General features: G+C 49.7%; 17 protein-coding genes. 12 read left to right on the top strand and 5 right to left on the bottom strand.

Annotation, left to right across the window (positions count from 1 at the left end):
• Positions 1–69 precede the first annotated feature (69 nt).
• On the top strand, positions 70–1083 hold the full coding sequence (desA, locus tag KNO71_RS05500; protein ID WP_078147721.1) for a Delta(5) desaturase DesA: 1014 nt from the start codon (positions 70–72) through the stop codon (positions 1081–1083).
• A gap of 35 nt (positions 1084–1118) precedes the next feature.
• Here desA and KNO71_RS05495 read toward each other — a convergent pair whose 3' ends face one another.
• Positions 1119–1949 carry a lipoate--protein ligase family protein gene (locus KNO71_RS05495; protein ID WP_214685372.1) on the bottom strand — a complete coding sequence of 277 codons (831 nt, stop codon included), beginning with the start codon at positions 1947–1949 and terminating at the stop codon, positions 1119–1121.
• Positions 1950–1966: 17 nt separating this feature from the next.
• The gene (gene lipA, locus KNO71_RS05490; protein WP_324292278.1) at positions 1967–2902 is read right to left on the bottom strand and encodes a lipoyl synthase; all 936 of its coding nucleotides are present in this window, start codon (positions 2900–2902) and stop codon (positions 1967–1969) included.
• A gap of 288 nt (positions 2903–3190) precedes the next feature.
• Here lipA and KNO71_RS05485 point away from each other — a divergent pair, with 288 nt between their 5' ends.
• Positions 3191–5140, top strand: a complete 1950-nt coding sequence (locus KNO71_RS05485) for a glycoside hydrolase family 3 protein (protein WP_214687601.1) — start codon at positions 3191–3193, stop codon at positions 5138–5140.
• Positions 5141–5181: 41 nt separating this feature from the next.
• Here the strand turns inward: KNO71_RS05485 and KNO71_RS05480 are convergent, their stop codons facing one another.
• Complete coding sequence (locus tag KNO71_RS05480; RefSeq protein WP_214687599.1) at positions 5182–6024, bottom strand: DegV family protein; 843 nt, start codon at positions 6022–6024, stop codon at positions 5182–5184.
• A gap of 8 nt (positions 6025–6032) precedes the next feature.
• Positions 6033–6875, bottom strand: a complete 843-nt coding sequence (locus KNO71_RS05475) for a lipoate--protein ligase family protein (protein ID WP_214685378.1) — start codon at positions 6873–6875, stop codon at positions 6033–6035.
• A 107-nt stretch (positions 6876–6982) separates the two neighbouring features.
• Between KNO71_RS05475 and KNO71_RS05470 the strand changes: the two genes are divergently transcribed.
• Together KNO71_RS05470 and KNO71_RS05465 are read left to right on the top strand one after the other, a co-directional pair.
• Positions 6983–8278: an HD domain-containing protein gene (locus tag KNO71_RS05470; RefSeq protein WP_159563019.1), complete on the top strand. Its 1296-nt coding sequence runs from the start codon at positions 6983–6985 to the stop codon at positions 8276–8278.
• Positions 8279–8300: 22 nt separating this feature from the next.
• On the top strand, positions 8301–9887 hold the full coding sequence (locus KNO71_RS05465; RefSeq protein ID WP_214687597.1) for a Na/Pi cotransporter family protein: 1587 nt from the start codon (positions 8301–8303) through the stop codon (positions 9885–9887).
• Positions 9888–9926: 39 nt separating this feature from the next.
• Here KNO71_RS05465 and KNO71_RS05460 read toward each other — a convergent pair whose 3' ends face one another.
• A complete protein-coding gene (locus KNO71_RS05460) occupies positions 9927–10115 on the bottom strand; it encodes a 2-hydroxymuconate tautomerase (RefSeq protein WP_012727443.1) in 189 nt (62 codons plus the stop codon).
• A 147-nt stretch (positions 10116–10262) separates the two neighbouring features.
• On the opposite strand from KNO71_RS05460, the gene ypfJ reads away from it, so the two are divergent.
• The 8 genes from ypfJ (at position 10263) to KNO71_RS05420 (ending at position 18009) form a co-directional block, all read left to right on the top strand.
• Positions 10263–11117, top strand: coding sequence for a KPN_02809 family neutral zinc metallopeptidase (ypfJ, locus tag KNO71_RS05455; RefSeq protein WP_031422139.1), 855 nt, complete (start codon positions 10263–10265; stop codon positions 11115–11117).
• A gap of 94 nt (positions 11118–11211) precedes the next feature.
• Positions 11212–12060: a MurR/RpiR family transcriptional regulator gene (locus tag KNO71_RS05450; RefSeq protein WP_078147953.1), complete on the top strand. Its 849-nt coding sequence runs from the start codon at positions 11212–11214 to the stop codon at positions 12058–12060.
• Positions 12057–12524 (top strand): GNAT family N-acetyltransferase, encoded by a 468-nt coding sequence (locus KNO71_RS05445; RefSeq protein ID WP_214687595.1) that lies wholly within the window; start codon positions 12057–12059, stop codon positions 12522–12524. Before KNO71_RS05450 ends, KNO71_RS05445 begins: the two co-directional genes overlap by 4 nt.
• Positions 12525–12625: 101 nt before the next feature.
• Positions 12626–13519: an N-acetylmuramic acid 6-phosphate etherase gene (murQ, locus tag KNO71_RS05440; protein WP_214685389.1), complete on the top strand. Its 894-nt coding sequence runs from the start codon at positions 12626–12628 to the stop codon at positions 13517–13519.
• A gap of 13 nt (positions 13520–13532) precedes the next feature.
• A complete protein-coding gene (locus KNO71_RS05435; protein WP_214687594.1) occupies positions 13533–14906 on the top strand; it encodes a PTS transporter subunit EIIC in 1374 nt (457 codons plus the stop codon).
• Between the two features lie 60 nt (positions 14907–14966).
• Positions 14967–16016 carry a DUF871 domain-containing protein gene (locus tag KNO71_RS05430; protein WP_214685393.1) on the top strand — a complete coding sequence of 350 codons (1050 nt, stop codon included), beginning with the start codon at positions 14967–14969 and terminating at the stop codon, positions 16014–16016.
• Positions 16017–16071: 55 nt separating this feature from the next.
• Positions 16072–16575: a YwhD family protein gene (locus tag KNO71_RS05425; protein ID WP_214685395.1), complete on the top strand. Its 504-nt coding sequence runs from the start codon at positions 16072–16074 to the stop codon at positions 16573–16575.
• A 156-nt stretch (positions 16576–16731) separates the two neighbouring features.
• Positions 16732–18009, top strand: a complete 1278-nt coding sequence (locus KNO71_RS05420) for a dicarboxylate/amino acid:cation symporter (protein WP_214685397.1) — start codon at positions 16732–16734, stop codon at positions 18007–18009.
• Positions 18010–18030 lie beyond the last annotated feature (21 nt).

Here is an 18030-nt window from a genome sequence, read left to right as displayed (position 1 = left end):
GAACAACGTTGGTTGTTGGTTTTATCTATATTTTTGCGTTGTGACGCTGTTGAATTCAAGGAGGTTGTTATGAGTAAAGAAAAGATTGCCCAATTAAGAAAGCACGTCTCGCCGTTTGAAAAGTCCGATATTCGGATCAGTGTGCGGCAGATGATCAATACGATTTTACCGTTTCTCGTATCGTGGTTTTTAGCGTACCAACTACTGAGTGTCTCGATTTTCCTGACATTGCCGTTCACGCTGATTGCAGCAGGATTTGTCGTGCGGATGTTCATCATCTTCCATGACTGTACGCACGGTTCATTCTTTAAAAATAAGAAGGCGAACGCCATTGTCGGAACCATCACAGGGGTCTTGACGTTATTCCCATACGAGAAGTGGAAGCGGGAGCATGCGATTCATCATGCATCGAGTGGAAATTTGGATAAACGGGGTGTCGGCGACATCTGGGTCATGACGATTGAGGAGTACATAGAAGCGTCAAAATGGACTCGTTTAAAGTATCGCCTATATCGTCATCCGCTCGTTATGTTCGGTCTCGGACCACTTTGGCTTATTCTCGTCACGAGTCGTTTCAACCGAAAGGACGCGCGGAAAAAAGAACGACACAACACGTATCTCATCAATATCTCTCTCGTCGTCCTATATAGCGCGCTCATCTATCTGATTGGTTGGCAAGCGTTCTTGATCGTTCAAGGCACGACGATGTTCATCGCCGGTGTGCTTGGAATCTGGTTGTTCTATGTCCAGCATACGTTTGAAGATTCATACTTCGAAGATGAGCAGGAGTGGGATTATGTGAAGGCGGCCATTGAAGGAAGTTCGTATTATGAGTTGCCGAAAGTGCTTCAATGGGTGACGGGGAATATCGGATTCCACCACGTGCACCATTTGAGTCCACGCGTGCCGAACTATCATCTAGAGAAAGCACATACGTCGACACCGCCGTTACAACGGGCAACGACAATCGGACTGTTTTCAAGTTTGAAATCGTTACGCTACAAATTGTATGATGCGAACAACAAAACATTCGTCACGTTCCGAGAAGTGCGCCATCTGTTGCGCCGAACAAACACGGCATAAAAAAAGATTGTCCCTGATCAAAAGGGACAATCTTTTTAGCGTTTCCAGACCCATTCATCACTCTCGTACTTCTTGACGAGCAAATCGATTTCGGCTTGCTGTTCTTTCGTGAAGACAAGCGGTTCGAACGTTAACGAGAACGCGTCCTTGAAACCGGTCTCGAATGCGGCCGCTACTTCGTCAAAGGAAACGAAACGCTTTAACGTGTCGTTCAAGGCGACGGCTTTTTCGCTGAAGCGGGTTTTGGCTTCGTGTTTCTCCGTCTCATCCATCGCGAAACAGTCAAACAACACCTCATCATCGACGGAGAGAGGAATCGAACCATGTTGAAGCACGGCCCCTTGATGGCGCACTTGTGCACTACCCGCGATCTTCTTCCCGTCGACAGCAAGCTCATAGTATGAAGCAGCATCGAAGCAGACGGCCGATTTTGGTTTGCGGAGCGCTTCGCGATCCTCTTCCGTCAATGGTACCGAAAATTCGGCGGGGACGCCGAGTTCGTGATATCCGCGACGAATCCCTTCCGTGAGTAGGCGATAGCTCTCGATGATATTCGTCGGGAGGGCAGGGGTCGATTCAGGCAAGATGACGCTATACGTCAACTCATCCGCATGCAACACGGCACGTCCCCCTGTTAAGCGACGAACGACCGGAATATTGTTCGCTTTGAGGGCGTCCCGGTCCAAGTCACGCGTCGCTCGCTGGAAACGTCCGACGCTGATTGCATGAGGTGCCCATGAATAAAAACGAAGCGTCGGTTTGAGCTCTCCCTTCGCGACCCAATTGGCGATGGCTTCATCAATCGCCATATTTTCGGCCGGGGAAGTCGATTCAGTTCTAAGTAAATGCCACGTCGTACCAGTCATAATCTCTCTTCTTTCTGTTAGTCGATTGGCAACATCGTGTGGCGACGCGCCTTGTGTACTTGCTCATCCGCATGGTATGACGAACGGACGAGTGGACCAGCCTCACAATGTGAGAATCCTTTTGATAGAGCGATCTCTTTCAACTCGGCGAACTCGTCTGGATGGTAGTAACGTTCCACCTCAAGGTGTTTCTTCGTCGGCTGCAAGTATTGACCGAGCGTCAAAATATCGACATTGTGCGCGCGTAGGTCATCCATCGCTTCAATCAATTCCTCTTTCGTCTCCCCAAGTCCGACCATGATCGATGACTTCGTCGGGATATCCGGGTTCAATTCTTTCGAACGCTTCAAGAACTCGAGTGTGCGGTCATATGTTGCTTTCGCACGAACTCTCGGTGTGAGGCGACGGACTGTCTCTAAGTTATGGTTCATGATGTCAGGACCCGCATCAATCAACGTCTGCAAGGCAGAGAAATCACCCATCATGTCTGACGGGAGCACCTCAATCGATGTCTCCGGGTTCATGGCGCGAACCGCGCGAACCGTTTCTGCGAAGACAGTAGCCCCGTAATCGTTCAAATCGTCACGTGCGACAGCCGTGATGACGACGTGTTTCAAGTTCATGAGTCGAACCGATTCGGCGACACGTTTTGGCTCTTCCCAATCGAGCTCGTTCGGTTTTCCGGTCGTGACGGCACAAAAACGGCAAGCACGTGTACAGATGCTTCCGAGAATCATGAAGGTCGCAGTCCGACGTACTGCCCAACATTCATGGATGTTCGGACATTTTGCTTCCTCACATACCGTATGTAAATTTTTCTCGCGCATCATTTTCTTTAGGCCGGTATACGTGTCGTTCGTGTTTAATTTAATCTTTAACCATTCCGGCTTACGCTTCAGTTCCCCTCTTGCCACAATAATTTCCCCCTTTTTGAAAGTTAACCTGTATCGAATTGAGTTTACCAAAAAACGAATCAAAAACGAACCACAGAAATTATTGGTTTTGCCAATACAGTTCACTGTGTATCAAAACAGAAACATTGTTTCAAAATGGTTACGCTTTCACTTGAACAATTGTTTCTAAAAAGTGGAGTTGCTATACTGTTGTTGACCACCTGAATAAGGACCAAATGTAACTGATGCGATCAGGCATGGGGTGAACGAGCGTTGATGAGGCAACGCTTCTTCCTCCATGCCTTTTCGTTTGGGGGTCAGCCAAATTTGACTAAGGGGAGTGGGAACATGAACAAGGCACTGAATTGGACGGCAACACTCGGATTGACGACGGCATTGCTCGTCTCGTCGGTTCCAGCAGCAGACGCGGTCGTGGCGGAAGGGACGCCGACGATATCGATTGACCAGCGCGTCAACACGAAGCTAGAGTCGATGACGCTCGAACAAAAAATCGGGCAGATGATCATGCCGGACTTCCGATTATGGAACGGGGCGAACCATACATCTCTTGCACCGGAAGTGGCGCGTGTCATCGATCGTTTCGATCTCGGTGGAGTGATATTGTTTGCTGAGAACGTGAAGGAAACGGAACAGACGACGAAACTCGTTCATGATTTGCAAGAAGTCGTGAAACAAGATGCCAGCAATGATGTCCCGTTATTCGTCACGATCGACCAAGAAGGTGGGATTGTGACACGACTTGGGACGGGAACGAATTTACCGGGGAATATGGCACTCGGGGCCACACGTAACAGTCAATATGCCTATGATGCAGGGAAAATCATCGGTTCTGAATTGAACGCACTCGGGGTAAACGTGAACTTCGGACCGGTACTTGACGTCAACAACAATCCGGGGAATCCGGTCATCGGCGTCCGTTCGTTCTCGAGCGACCCTGAACTAGTCGGGGAACTCGGTTCCGCGATGACACAAGGTATTCAAGACCAAGGTGTTGCCGCAACGGCGAAACATTTCCCAGGTCATGGCGATACGGCCGTCGACTCGCATTATGGGTTACCGGTTGTCGATAAATCACTCGACGAGTTGCGTGGTCTCGAGTTGTTACCGTTCAAACGTGCCATCACAGAAGGAATCGACATGATCATGACGGCGCATATCGGGATGCCACAAATCGAGGACGAGGTCGTCGAATCAGAACGCGGCACGTTCCCACTCCCGGCGACGCTTTCGGATGATGTCATCACGGGAGTGCTTCGTGAGGAACTTGGATATGAAGGAATCGTGGTGACCGACGCACTCAACATGCAAGCCATCGCAGACAATTTTACGGAAGCAGAGGCGGTCATCAAGACGTTCGAAGCAGGGGTCGACATCGCGCTCATGCCGACGATTTTACGCTCGGAAGCAGATGTGATCAAACTCGAAGCAATCTTTGAGGAAGTCATTGCGGCAGTGAAGGATGGACGTTTATCGGAGGCGACCATCGATGAATCAGTGGAACGCATTTTAAAACTGAAAGCAGAGCGTGGCATTTGGGGAGAAACGACGGACTCCACGACGCTCGAGATGAAGCTCGCAGAAGCGAATGCGACGGTAGGAAGCGCTGAGCATAAAGTGAAGGAACGTGAAATCGCGGAGGCGGCAGTCACTCTCGTGAAGAACGAGAAGAAGACGCTTCCATTCAAACCGAAAAAAGGAGACACGGTGCTCGTCTTGTCGCCAGCGAAAGACCAAACGGACAGCATGGTGAAAACAATCAAGTCACTAGAAAAGAATGCAGGGAATATGAAAGACGTGAACGTCATCACGGCCAACTACTCAGCATCAACGCCGCATCTAAATCAAAATCCGGCACTACGGCAACAAGTCGAAGCGGCTGACTATATCATCGTCGGTTCGAACGTGAACAACAGCGCCAAACTGAAGCCGACGTCAGCTGATCATTACGTGCCGGCGGAGGTGTTCCGTTACGCAAACGAGACAGGGAAGAAGTCAGTCTTACTTAGCTTGCGCAACCCATACGACATCGCCGTTCAACCGGATGCCCCCGCACATCTCTTAATCTATGGATTCAAAGGCGACCCGAATGGACCGGATTCGGAGGCGGGCAACTTGAAGTCGGCTGGTCCGAACTTGCCGGCAGGCATTCGTGCCATCTTCGGTGAAGTGAAGCCGCAAGGGAAACTGCCGGTAGATGTACCGAAATTTGTGGACGGTGTGTTCCAAGACGAAAATTACGCGCAGTTCGGTGATGGATTTAAAAACTGGAATCGCTAAACGAAAATGAGCTCGCCCGAAAATCGGGAGAGCTCATTTTTTCATGCCTCGAAATAGGCGATGACGAGTAGACCGGGACCGGTGTGGGCACCGATGGCAGACCCGACCAGTGTCTTCGTGATGTGCTTCGGTTCGAGATGTTCGCGGACCATCTTCTCGAACTGTTCGGCTTTTTCTAGGTCGTCACCATGACCGATGAAGAGGTCTCCGTTCTCGACGATCGACTTCGATTCGACTGTCCGTTCGACCATCCGGCGCATGACCTTTTTATGACCGCGTACCTTTTCGATCGGGACGAGCTTGCCGTCTTCGACCGTCAATAACGGTAAAATCGTCAACAAGTCTCCGATGAAAGCACTCGCCTTCGAGACACGTCCGCCCCGCATCAAATATTCGAGTGATTCGACCGTGAACAAGTGACGGACTTTACCGACGAGCGAAGCGGCATACTCGACCGTTTCTTCATACGTATGGTCTTGACTATACGCTGCGACCGTTTTGACGAACAATGCCTGTCCGACAGAGGCGGTCCGTGTATCGAGAACCGTGAATGTACTGTCTGGATATTCTTCTTTCAACATTTCGCCGACCATGACAGCGGTTTGGTATGTACCGGAGAGTTCTCCGGAGAAAGCGAGATATAAGAACGGGATTTCAGCCTCGAGATGCTGACGGAAACAGTGTTCGATTCGTGACGTCTCGATTTGGAACGTCTTTGGCGTCTTACCCTGACGCATCGCATCGTATACTTCTTTCGGTTGAATCGTTTCGCCGTCTAAAAATTCTTCGTTGTCGATGACACCGAGCGGTAAAATCTCAAGACCGTATTCGATGATTTGATCGTGTGTCAAATCGGCTCCGGTGTCTGTGATCAGTTTAAACATTGGATGAATCACTCCTCTGTTAATTGTTGTTCAATGTCGCGTAACGGCTCATTCCGTTTCCACATGCGTTCGAGCTGACTTGCAAACATCGTTTGCTCGTCTGCCGTTAATGTCGCGTTTTGGAGCGAACTGACAGTGGAAAGAACGCGGTAGGCCCGAGTGAGGACGTCTTGTACGGTGAGTGGGATCCCAAGCAAGTCTTCAAGTGAAGCCATCGTTTCCGGTACAATGGTTGGGTACGTGAACTTTGTCTCTTCCCCTTGGATGGCAAGGTCGTAAAAGTCACGGATGATTTCAGCACGTGCGCTTCCGCTCTGTCTTACGCTCAAGTAAATTTGAACGGCGACACCGCCACGAACGCGTCGTTGCGAAATCCCAGCGAACTTTTTGCCGTCGATCGACAAGTCGAAACTTCCTGGACAGTATGAACCGACGACTTCACCTGGGACGATGTCATTCGTGACGTCTTGGAACATGTGTTGGATGAGCGAGGTCATAGCCTCATAGCCGCTGTCGATTTGAATCCCGTCCTTCTCTGGTAAAATTAAAGAAAGGTTGAGGACGTCATCGTCTAGCACGACGGCTAATCCGCCTGAGTTTCGGACGACGGGACGGAATCTCTGTTCATGCAGGTAGCGAATTCCCTCTTTCAAATGAGGCAGCCGAGCATCCTGGATTCCGAGTACAATCGTATCGGTGTGCACCCATGCCCGCAAGACGGCACCTCGTTCTAGCGTTGACGCACATAACGTATCATCGGTCGCAAACGATTGTTCCGCTTGAAACATCGTGCCAAGACTCGACTGATCGATGATGCGATAGCTCGGTTGTTGTAACAATGGATGGATCATATACATTAATTCCTTTTCACAAAAAATTTTCCTCCTCATTATAGCATGGAGGGAACGATTCGTTTGAAGTCGAATCTAGAACATAACGAAACGTAGGAGGGCATGTCATGTACTCGTCTCGAGGACAACTATCTGGATCGAAAGTATTTAAGGATCCGGTACATCGATATATTTATGTTTACGATCACCTCATTTGGGAGTTGATCAATACGAAAGAATTTCAGCGTTTGCGTCGTATCAAACAACTTGGAACGTCTTTTTTGACATTTCATGGCGCGGAGCACACGCGATTTCATCACTCGCTCGGCGTATATGAAATCGCACGCCAGTTAATCGATCAGTTCCAACAGTATCCGGAATGGGACGACCGCGACCGTGAACTACTGTTGGCAGCAGCGCTCTTGCACGATGTCGGACACGGTCCATTCTCGCACGCGTTCGAGCACGTCTTTTCCGTTCGTCATGAAGTGTGGACGGAGCGCATCATTTTAGGGGAAACCGAAGTAAATAGGGTTTTATCTGAGATGGGTGTCGGGTTTGCCGAAGAAGTGGCCTCCATCATCAATAAGACGCATCCGAATCGCTTGATCGTCAATATGCTCAGCTCACAGCTTGATGTCGACCGGATGGACTATTTGTTACGCGACGCTCACTTTGCGGGTGTCAGTTATGGAAAGTTTGATTTAGAACGCATGTTGCGCGTCTTGCGTCCGGATGAAGACCAAGTCGTGGTCAAGCAGTCTGGGATGCATACGATTGAAGACTATATTATGCGTCGCTATCAAATGTATTGGCAAGTGTACCTTCATCCGGCGACACGGTCGAGCGATCTCCTCTTGAAAGCGATTCTTGAGCGGGCACAGGAGCTCTATGAGAGTGGCTATGAGTTTAACATGACGCCGAAACACTTTTTGCCGATCTTTGAACGCACCGGTATGTCACTCGAACAATATTTGAAATTGGATGAGACGGTCGTCTACTTCTATTTCCAAGAATGGATGGAAGAAGACGACGCGATTCTAGCCGATTTGGCGAGTCGATTCGTGAATCGCCGATTATTAAAATATAAAAACTTCCCGGAAGCGAATCGTGTCCGTTATATGGAGCGCTTGCGACAGACGATGGAGACGATCGGGCTTCCACCAACATACTATCTGCTTGAAGATCAATTGAGTCAATTGCCATACGATTTATATAAAGGACAAGGCAAATACGAGGGGATTTATCTACAGATGAATGACGGGGAGCGAAAAGAGATTTCAGAGGTCTCGATGCTCGTCCAGTCGATTTTGAACTCGAGACAATCGGATGAAAAAATTTATTATCCGGAAGATGTGTTGTTGAATTTAAAAGATTATGCGAATGAAAAATCGTGGATTTTATCGACATTGAAGGACGATTAAACACGCAAAGGGGCGTGACACGATGGAGATTGCGACACTGATTGGTGGAATCGGGATTTTTTTACTCGGGATGACGTTACTGACAGATACGCTCAAAAAATGGGCTGGTACACGATTGCGTCATCGGTTGAATCAATTCACCGACGGCTCTTTATCAGGGGCGACTCTCGGCGCAATGCTGACGACCCTGTTTCAATCTTCTTCGGTGACGACACTGATGACGATTGGGTTTGTGAGCGCGGGGCTTCTCACGTTCACGCAATCGTTACCTCTCGTAATTGGCGCAAACGTAGGCAGCGCGACGACGGGATGGATCATTGCCATCCTCGGCTATAACTTAGACGTGCGCCAGTTGTTTTTGCCGATCATTGGAATCGGGATGGCGTTTCGTCTATCCAGTCCGCGCCTTCGCCGTGTGGGACTGTTGCTCGTCAGTATCGGGTTGATCTTTGTTGGGATTGGGACACTTCAAGAAGCGATGCGGGATGTCGTCACGTTCTCGTTTGGCTCGGCCGGTGAGATGACCGTTCTGCATCAGGCACTTCTGATTGGAATCGGATTTATAATGACCGCCGTCCTTCAGTCATCGACGATTGGACTCGTGCTAACGATGACGGCTCTCGCGACGGCGGCGATTTCACTCCCGCAAGCCGCTTATTTGGTGCTTGGTCAAAGTGCGGGGACGAGCCTCGTCGTGGCACTCGGTTCAATCGGAGGCTGGAAGTCAGCCCGACGCATTGTATTGGGGCATGCCATCTACCACGTGTCAATCGTCCTCATTGGATGGCTGACGTTCCCTGTTCTCTTCGAGGTCGTCAATCGAGTAGCCGATTGGTTCAACTGGAACGACTTATTACGTCTCGCCTTATTCCATACGACATTCCATCTACTAGGTGTGATCTTATTCCTACCATTTTATCAAACGTTCGCACGGCGATTACTGAAGTGGATTCCGAGTCGCTCCGAAAAATTGACACGTCTGCTCGATAAAAACATGTCACAACTCCCGACGGTCGCTCTTGAAGCGGCACGACGCTCTTTACTTGAAATCGAACGATATTTAGGAAATGAGACGGAATTGCTTGTCCGAGAGGGACGTCTTCGTGAAGATGAATTGACGCTCGTCGACAAGACGTTGAGTGATGTCCGTGTCTTTTTGAGCACGATACGTCTTGAAGATGAAGGAAAGCAAAATGATTATGGCCAACATCTATCCCTCTTGCATACGATCGATCATCTGGAACGCTGGTTATATGTCTTGCGAGAAGTCGAACCGGTCCACGCACTTCGGGACACCGACTTTTTAGCGGCACGAGAACTCGTATTGCATGAGCTTGACCTTGTGAATCAACTGAATCATCATACGCCACCAGAGGATTCGAAGCTGTGGAAACAGGCCTCAAAACAACTGGCGGAATATCGAAAAGCACATCGCTCGGAGCTGCTAGAAGAAACGGCGGCGAATCAGTTGGAGATGGACCAGACAATTCAAAAAGTGCAAGTACTGCTCTGGCTCGACCGTATCGGCTACCACATCTGGCGAGCGACACGTCACTTGATTAAGCCGACCGTACCGAGTGAACGGTTCGACGTGAACCGAGAAGACTAGAACAAAAAACGGACTCCATATCAGGAGTCCGTTCGTCACTTACTTCTTATCTGCGTGCATTACACCGGCTTGTCCGTAATGTGTCGCATCCATCTCTTCGATGAAGACGGTGATGTTTTCTTTTGGCGCATTCGTCGTTTCGGAGACGGCATCCGTCACTTTTTCAATCAACGCGCGTTTTTGTTCCACGGTACGGCCCGGGAGCATTTTTACAGTTACATAAGGCATGGTCATTCCTCCTTTGCTGAAGTCTCTTTCATTGTAGAGAATCCCCTTCCTCTAGAAAAGAAAATTCTCATTTACCGAGAAACATGGGCTCACTTTTACCGGATTTGGGGTAATAAACAAGACAGAGCGAATGTAGGAGGAATCGGGATGAAGTGGAAAGGAAGACAACAGAGCCGAAACGTCGAGGATCGACGTGGGCGTAGCATCGGAGGGAAAGGGATTGCCGGGGTCGGAGGCGGTCTTGGGTTGATTCTCGTCATCGTCTTTACATTATTGAACGGGGGAAGCCCGACCGATCTCGTCAACAATATCGGACTCGGGGAACCTCAATCGGAGGGGACGTATACCGGAACGGCTCGTGAAGAGGAGATGGCAGATTTCGTAGCGGTCGTCTTGAAGGATACGGAAGAAGTGTGGACAGACATCTTCGCTGAAAATGGGATGACCTATGAAGAGCCGACGCTCGTCCTATTTTCCGGACAGGTTGAATCCGCTTGTGGTATTGCCGGCTCGGCTGTGGGTCCGTTCTATTGTCCCGGCGACCAAAAACTGTATATCGATTTGAGTTTTTATGATGAACTGAGTCAACGTTTCAATGCACCAGGGGATTTTGCGATGGCTTATGTCGTCGCCCATGAGGTCGGGCATCATGTCCAGACGCTTCTCGGGACGACAGAAGAAATCATGCCGCTTCGGAACGAGATGAGCGAGACCGAATTCAATCGCTATCTCGTCCGCTTTGAGTTGCAGGCAGACTACTATGCAGGCGTATGGGCCCATCACGCGCAAGGGTTAGGGTATCTTGAAGCGGGGGACGTGGAAGAAGCGATGAATGCCGCGCATCAGATTGGCGATGACACGCTGCAGCGTCAGGCACGTGGATATGTGACGCCAGACTCGTTCACACATGGGACATCGGAACAACGCATGCGTTGGTTCGAGAGAGGATTTGAGAACGGATCGATTCAAGGTGGTGACACGTTCAATACGAACAACTTATAGATCGGGCGTACGCTCGATCTTTTTAGGTGATTGGAATATGGGGAAGGAATCCGCTATCATAAAAGAACAACAGTTGCAGGAAGGGGATGACCAAATGGAATCCTTACTTACGAAAATTGATTTAGCGAAAGAGGATATGACAGCGGTCGAAAAGAAGATCGCCGACTATATTTTGTCCCATTCAACGCTCATTCCAAACATGACGACAAAAGAGCTTGCGCAAAAGACGGATGTATCCGAGGCGAGTATCGTTCGTTTCGCACGAGTCGTCGGGATTGATAGTTTTAAAGCGTTCAAGCTCGCGCTCGTGAAAGACTTGGCTGTCACGGAGACGACGCTGACGGACTTCAACGTCCTCCAGCAAAAGGACACGCCGTATGACTCGTTCCAAAAAGTCATCCATGTGAATAAAGGAGCCATCGAGGCGTGCGCCGAAGCGATGGACAAACGAGAACTTGAACATGCGGTGGACTTGTTCGCTCGTGCGAACCGCGTCATCTTTTACGGAGTCGGGGGGTCTTCGACGGCGGCAATTGATGCGCAATATAAGTTCACGAAACTGGGATATGCGGCCACGACCTCTCCCGATTTTCATTATATGTTGTCGCTGATTCCGCATTTAGGAAAGTCTGATGTATTCGTCGCAATCAGCACGTCCGGTCGAACGAAAGATGTGCTCGAGCTCGTCCGATTTGCGAAAAAGAAACGTGTTCCGGTCATCGCCATCACGAACCTCGACAAATCACCGCTTTACCGGGAAGCGGACGTTCGACTCTGTACGCCGAACGTCGAGAGTGACTTCCGAATCGCCAGTATCGCCTCACGGATGACACAATTGACGATTGTCGATACGTTATATATGGGACTCCTCCACCGGAAGGGAGAAGGCTTGATTGATCGGTACGCAGAAGCTCGAGATGAGATGGTGAAACTACGCCGATGATTCGACCTTATACGGCTGAAGATCGTCAAGAATTGCAACGCTTTCTGATGGATCAACGCACATTCGCAAGATTGAATGAACAGACAGTCGAGATGTTTCGTGACGAGAACGTGGCGGATTTTGAAGCGGATGGCACCGTCAGTCTCATTATTCGTGAAGATGGACGGGTTGTCGCCATCGCGGACCTGTTGAAACGACATCCCCTGGATGGCTCGCTTTGGCTTGGTTTGTTCGTTGTCGAAGAATCTCTCCATGGGACAGGTTTGGCGCAAACGTTGTATGAACAATTGGAAGACCAATATATGCGCCCGTATCAGACGGTATTTCGATTAGGTGTCCTTCCAAACAATCTCCGCGCTCGTCGGTTCTGGGAGCGAAACGGATACGTGTATGAGAAGGATTCGATCACGAATAAAGGAACACGCGTGCACGTCTTGAAAAAACGACTCATTCGTTCAGAGTGAGTTTTTCTTTAAAGTTTATTTGAAATTAAATTTCATAAAAATTAAATTATAAATTGACTTTAAATTTCAATATAGTACGATTAAATCATAGAGAAGAAAGGATGGTGGCGATGCTAGATAAACTGGCTACAGAAAGACGGAATGAACGAACGATGCACCTGGACGAGATGTCGATTGAGGAACGATTGGCGATTATGAATGCAGAGGATCAACAAGTTCCTCAAGTGATTCAAGAGCAACTTCCGGTCATCACAAAAGTCGTGGAGCGAGTCATCGCATCCTTTCGTAAAGGCGGTCGCCTGATTTATATCGGTGCGGGCACGAGTGGACGTTTAGGGATTTTAGACGCAGCGGAGTGTGTGCCAACTTTTGGAGTATCACCCAATCAAGTCATCGGACTGATTGCCGGCGGCGAACGCGCGCTCATTCAAGCCGTTGAGGGAGCAGAAGACAGTAAGGAATTGGCGGTCACAGATTTGAAAGCGCTTCATTTGACGGCAGAGGATACGGTCGTTGGGATTGCAGCGAGCGGTCGAACGCCATATGTGGTCGGAGGTCTCGATTACGCACGAGAACTCGGTGCCACAACAGCTTCAATTTCATGTAATCGCGATGCGGTCATCAGTCGACATGCGGATTACCCGATTGAAGTGGAAACGGGACCGGAAGTACTGACCGGTTCAACGAGATTGAAGGCGGGAACAGCACAGAAACTTGTCCTCAACATGATTTCGACGACGTCGATGATTGGAGTAGGGAAAGTGTATCAAAACTTGATGGTTGATGTGCAACCGACGAATGAAAAGCTAGAAGTGCGTGCCAAGCGGATGATTGCAGAAGCGACAGGGGTCGACATGGAAATGGCCGCGCGTTATTTTGCTTCATCCAAGGGGCACGTCAAAACGGCGATTGTCATGATTTTAGCGGACGTCTCTTATGAGGAGGCTGTCAAACGATTAGAGCGCGCGAACGGATTCGTCCGCGAGGCGCTATAAGGGGGAAATCGAGATGAAGAAAGAAGAGGTTTTAGCACGGGATATCCTCGTACATGTCGGGGGGAAAGAGAACATCCGTCAACTCGCGCATTGTATGACACGTGTCCGATTGACGTTGAAAGATGGGACGAAGGCAGACATTGACGCATTGAAAAAGATTGACGGGGTCATGGGTGTCATCGATGATGAGACGTTACAAATCGTCGTCGGTCCAGGTACCGTAAACCGGGTCGCGGATTATATGAGCCATGAGACGGGGCTTGCCATCGGGGAAGAATCGGTAGATGCGAACTTGACGTTAGAGGAACGTGCGGCGGTCGAACGCCAGAAGGTGAAAGAAAAGCAAAAATCACCGTTCAAACGATTCCTTCGCCGCCTCGGAAACATCTTCATTCCGCTCATTCCGGGACTTGTCGCATCGGGGATCATTAACGGGGCCGCGAACTTTGCTGTCAACGCCGGCGTCGACCGGACGGAGACGTGGATGCAGATTCTACTCGTGCTCGGTAGCACGGTCTTTGCGTATTTGGCCATCCTTGTCGGTTGGAACACGGCAAAAGAGTTTGGAGGAACGCCGGTACTCGGGGCGATTGCCGGGGGGATCCTGTTCAACCCGCTCCTCGCGGACATCGTCATTTATGGGGAGCCGCTCGTCGTCGGGCGTGGTGGATTATTCGGTGTTATTTTTGCCGGTTGGCTCATGACGTATATCGAGAAGCACATTCGTCGCTTCATGCCGGTATCCATTGATATTATTTTCACACCACTCTTTACTGTTCTCATCGTTGGATTTACAGCGCTCTATGCAATCATGCCGGTCGCTGGCATATTGTCAGACGGGATCATGCGAGGAATCAATGCGACGCTCGAATTCGGGGGACCCGTCGCAGGGGCACTCTTGGCAGGATTCTTCTTACCGCTCGTCATGGTCGGATTGCATCACGGGTTGACGCCGATCCATTTGGAACTGTTAAATACGGTCGGGACGACGGCCCTTCTCCCAATCTTGGCGATGGCCGGTGCGGGTCAAGTCGGTGCTGCGCTTGCCATTTTTGTGAAGACGCGCAACCCACGCCTTCGTAACATTATCAAAGGGGCCATCCCCGTAGGTTTCCTCGGAATCGGGGAGCCGCTCCTATACGGGGTCACGCTTCCGCTCGGACGTCCGTTCTTGACAGCGTGTCTCGGAGCTGCGGTCGGTGGGGCTTTCCAAGCGACAATGAAGACAGCGGCGCTCGGAATCGGTGTGTCCGGTCTATCGCTCACTCCGCTCATTGATAATGGCATGTATTTGACGTACATTGCCGGACTATTGATTTCATATACGGCAGGTTTCTTGTTCACTTATTTCTTCGGCTTCAAAGAAGAGATGGCGGACGGGATTTGACAAACAAAGATGGCTCGAGTCGAGTCATCTTTTTCTCTACTTTTGGAAAGGTGGATTCACATGAGAGGAATTTCGGTTTACTTAAGTGAGGAACTGACGTCTGTGTACATTGATTGGATCGAACGTATGCGAGAGAGCGGGTTTACAAGCATCTTCACGTCGCTCCATATTCCGGAAGACGATTCGACAACCTATACGGAACGACTTCAGCAATTAGGTGTGTTGGCAAGGCGTCTAAAGATGGAACTCGTGGCAGATATCGCCCCATCGTCTCTACAGACGCTCGGTAAGACCTGGGACGATGCGCATACGCTGTTGGAGTGGGGCGTCACCGGGTTACGTGTTGACTATGGTGTCACACCGAAACAAGTGGCAGATTTGTCACGACATATGATGGTCGCCCTCAATGCGAGTACGCTCACGGAAACGGAGCTTGAAGAGATGCATCGGTATGGATTACAACGAGAACGCGTAGAAGCGTGGCATAATTTTTATCCTCGTCCGGAAACAGGACTCGAGCGTTCTTGGTTTGATGAAAGAAACGCCTGGTTACATGCGCAAGGAATACGGGTACAAGCATTCATCCCTGGAGATGAACGGTTACGTGGCCCCCTTCATGAGACATTACCGACACTCGAGATGCACCGCCACCAATCTCCGTTTTCGTGTTATATCGATTTACAAGCGACGGTCGATCGAATCTTGATTGGAGATCCGTGTATATCCAATCAGACGATGCGACAGTTTCGGGAGTACGACGAGGGCGTCATCGTTCTTCGAGCGACCACACGAAATCATGATGATTTGGTTCCAACAAGTCACACGAATCGGATGGACCCAGCCCGGGACGTCATCCGTTCGGTCGAATCGAGAGCGTATGGACGACCTGGGGACCATTTGATTCAACCGCGAGATACAGAAGAACGAGTGCTCGGCAGTATCACGATCGACAATGAACGTTACGGTCGTTATGCAGGGGAACTGCAAATAACGAAGCGGGATTTGCCGGCAGATGAGCGCGTCAATGTCATCGGAAGGATCATTGAAGAAGATCGTTCATTAATCCAACAGATTGGTCCAGGAGGACGCTTTCAAATCGACTGGGTGTGACTCAGGATTGCCACCATCCTATGTCATTGTGTACAGTAGAGAGGGAGGGTGGAACATGAAAGACATTAATTTTAATATTATTTCAGACGATGCGACGGACGGACACGGTGGTTTTGGTGTCGGTTCGCTTAGTTTAAATAACATGTCTCCGGTCATCATCGATGTCGAAGAAGGCGTTGCAACAATCGATATGGGAGCGATGCACGCCAAGTCTGCCATCGAGAAACGGATTAAGTTTTTGACGGACCCGGAAGCGGTACCGAACGGGAAACCGTATTGGATCGTGTGGGTGACGGTCGGTCGAAAACCGGAAGGCTTTTATTATGGTGGTGTCGCGGCATGTGACATGTTAGTTGACGTGGAAGCGAGACGGGGTTATAAATTATTACCGTATCACGTCAATCAAATGGACAAATCGTTAAAGGGTCGGATTTTAATCGACATGATGGACGCTCCGTCCCGCGACGTTTTAGCGAACTTCTTACAAGAACATCGCCCTGAGATTTGGGCAAACTCGACTGAACTTCATGCAGAGCTCGAGCGCTTAGGCGCCGAGTAAAAAGATTGGACGAATTTTCGTCTCCAATCTTTTTTGTTTCGCATTTTTGGGAGTAACAGGAAATTATGTAACTGAAGAGATATTCAGTTGTAATTGTATGAAAATTCAGTATTATGATATACTGACTACATTGTGAAAAAAAGAAAGGGTGATACGATGAGCGAAACGAAAAAAATCTTAATCGGTCTCGCGCTAGGTGTTGTTGTTGGTCTCGGATTGGCGGGCTTGCCGGATAATGTTTATGAGATTGTGAATCCGTATATTTTATCTCCGGTCGGAACGATCTTTTTGAATTTAATTAAAATGTTAGTCGTACCGATTGTCTTCTTCTCGATTATTTTAGGCGTCATGGGTCTCGGGGACCCGAAAGAACTAGGTCGAGTCGGATCGAAATCGATTCTGTTCTTCTTAGTAACGACAGCGCTTGCGATCATGTTAGCTATGGGTGTCGCATCTGTCTTACAGCCAGGGGAGCGTGGGGACTTCCAAACGACAGGTCTCGAATTTGAATCAACGGCGACCGAGGAATCGTCTAATATCGTACAGACATTCGTCAATATGATTCCGACGAATCCGATTACGGCACTCGCTGAAGGAAACATGCTTCAAATCATCGTCTTTGCGGCATTGATTGGCTTCGCTATGATTGCCCTTGGGGACAAGGCGAAAACGTGGCGTCAATTCGTCAAACAAGGCGATCGCATCATGATGCACCTCATTCATCTCGTGATGAAGCTCGCTCCTTACGGGGCGTTCGCATTAATTGCTTCTGCAATCGGAGGCATCGGTCTTGATGCCGTCGTCGCGATGGCGTGGTATATGATTGCCGTCGTCTTGACGTTATTCTTGCATGCCACGATTGTCTACGGGGCAGCAGTATATTTCATCGGGAAGATGAGCCCGGTCTTCTTCTTCAAGAACTTCTATGAGGCGATGACCTTTGCGTTCTCGACATCTTCGTCGAATGCGACGCTTCCGGTATCGATGGAAGTCGCGCAGACGAAACTCGGTGTGCCGCGTTCGATTTCATCGTTCGTGCAACCACTCGGGGCAACGGTCAACATGGACGGAACGGCGATCATGCAAGGGGTTGCGACGATTTTCATCGCGCAAGTGTTCGCTTCTGACTTAACAATGACTCAGTTGTTGACGGTCGTCATCACGGCGGTCCTCGCTTCGATCGGTACAGCGGGTGTACCGGGAGTCGGACTTGTCATGCTTGCGCTTGTGCTTCAGTCAGTCAACTTACCGGTAGAGGGAATCGCCCTCATTATCGGGGTCGACCGTATTCTCGATATGCTTCGCACATCTGTCAACATCACGGGGGATGCGGCATGTGCGGTTGTCGTTTCGAAATTGGAAGAAAAACATTTACCACCAGTCGACGAAGACTCGTGGGATGAAGCAGGCGCGACCTCTTCATCATCGCTATGATATAGTGAAGGACCATGACAA

Source organism: Exiguobacterium sp. s163 (genome assembly GCF_018617135.1).
Taxonomy (GTDB): domain Bacteria; phylum Bacillota; class Bacilli; order Exiguobacteriales; family Exiguobacteriaceae; genus Exiguobacterium; species Exiguobacterium profundum.
Note: the sequence above shows the minus strand (reverse complement) of the source record. Positions and strands in the feature narration are given on the sequence as shown.

What these genes read in the sequence shown, in the direction of transcription:
- desA (WP_078147721.1), top strand. Translation starts at nt 70, where the DNA reads ATGAGTAAAGAAAAGATTGCCCAATTAAGAAAGCACGTCTCGCCGTTT.
- KNO71_RS05495 (WP_214685372.1), bottom strand. Translation starts at nt 1,949, where the DNA reads ATGACTGGTACGACGTGGCATTTACTTAGAACTGAATCGACTTCCCCG.
- KNO71_RS05485 (WP_214687601.1), top strand. Translation starts at nt 3,191, where the DNA reads ATGAACAAGGCACTGAATTGGACGGCAACACTCGGATTGACGACGGCA.
- KNO71_RS05480 (WP_214687599.1), bottom strand. Translation starts at nt 6,024, where the DNA reads ATGTTTAAACTGATCACAGACACCGGAGCCGATTTGACACACGATCAA.
- KNO71_RS05475 (WP_214685378.1), bottom strand. Translation starts at nt 6,875, where the DNA reads ATGATCCATCCATTGTTACAACAACCGAGCTATCGCATCATCGATCAG.
- KNO71_RS05470 (WP_159563019.1), top strand. Translation starts at nt 6,983, where the DNA reads ATGTACTCGTCTCGAGGACAACTATCTGGATCGAAAGTATTTAAGGAT.
- KNO71_RS05465 (WP_214687597.1), top strand. Translation starts at nt 8,301, where the DNA reads ATGGAGATTGCGACACTGATTGGTGGAATCGGGATTTTTTTACTCGGG.
- KNO71_RS05460 (WP_012727443.1), bottom strand. Translation starts at nt 10,115, where the DNA reads ATGCCTTATGTAACTGTAAAAATGCTCCCGGGCCGTACCGTGGAACAA.
- ypfJ (WP_031422139.1), top strand. Translation starts at nt 10,263, where the DNA reads ATGAAGTGGAAAGGAAGACAACAGAGCCGAAACGTCGAGGATCGACGT.
- KNO71_RS05450 (WP_078147953.1), top strand. Translation starts at nt 11,212, where the DNA reads ATGGAATCCTTACTTACGAAAATTGATTTAGCGAAAGAGGATATGACA.
- KNO71_RS05445 (WP_214687595.1), top strand. Translation starts at nt 12,057, where the DNA reads ATGATTCGACCTTATACGGCTGAAGATCGTCAAGAATTGCAACGCTTT.
- murQ (WP_214685389.1), top strand. Translation starts at nt 12,626, where the DNA reads ATGGTGGCGATGCTAGATAAACTGGCTACAGAAAGACGGAATGAACGA.
- KNO71_RS05435 (WP_214687594.1), top strand. Translation starts at nt 13,533, where the DNA reads ATGAAGAAAGAAGAGGTTTTAGCACGGGATATCCTCGTACATGTCGGG.
- KNO71_RS05430 (WP_214685393.1), top strand. Translation starts at nt 14,967, where the DNA reads ATGAGAGGAATTTCGGTTTACTTAAGTGAGGAACTGACGTCTGTGTAC.
- KNO71_RS05425 (WP_214685395.1), top strand. Translation starts at nt 16,072, where the DNA reads ATGAAAGACATTAATTTTAATATTATTTCAGACGATGCGACGGACGGA.
- KNO71_RS05420 (WP_214685397.1), top strand. Translation starts at nt 16,732, where the DNA reads ATGAGCGAAACGAAAAAAATCTTAATCGGTCTCGCGCTAGGTGTTGTT.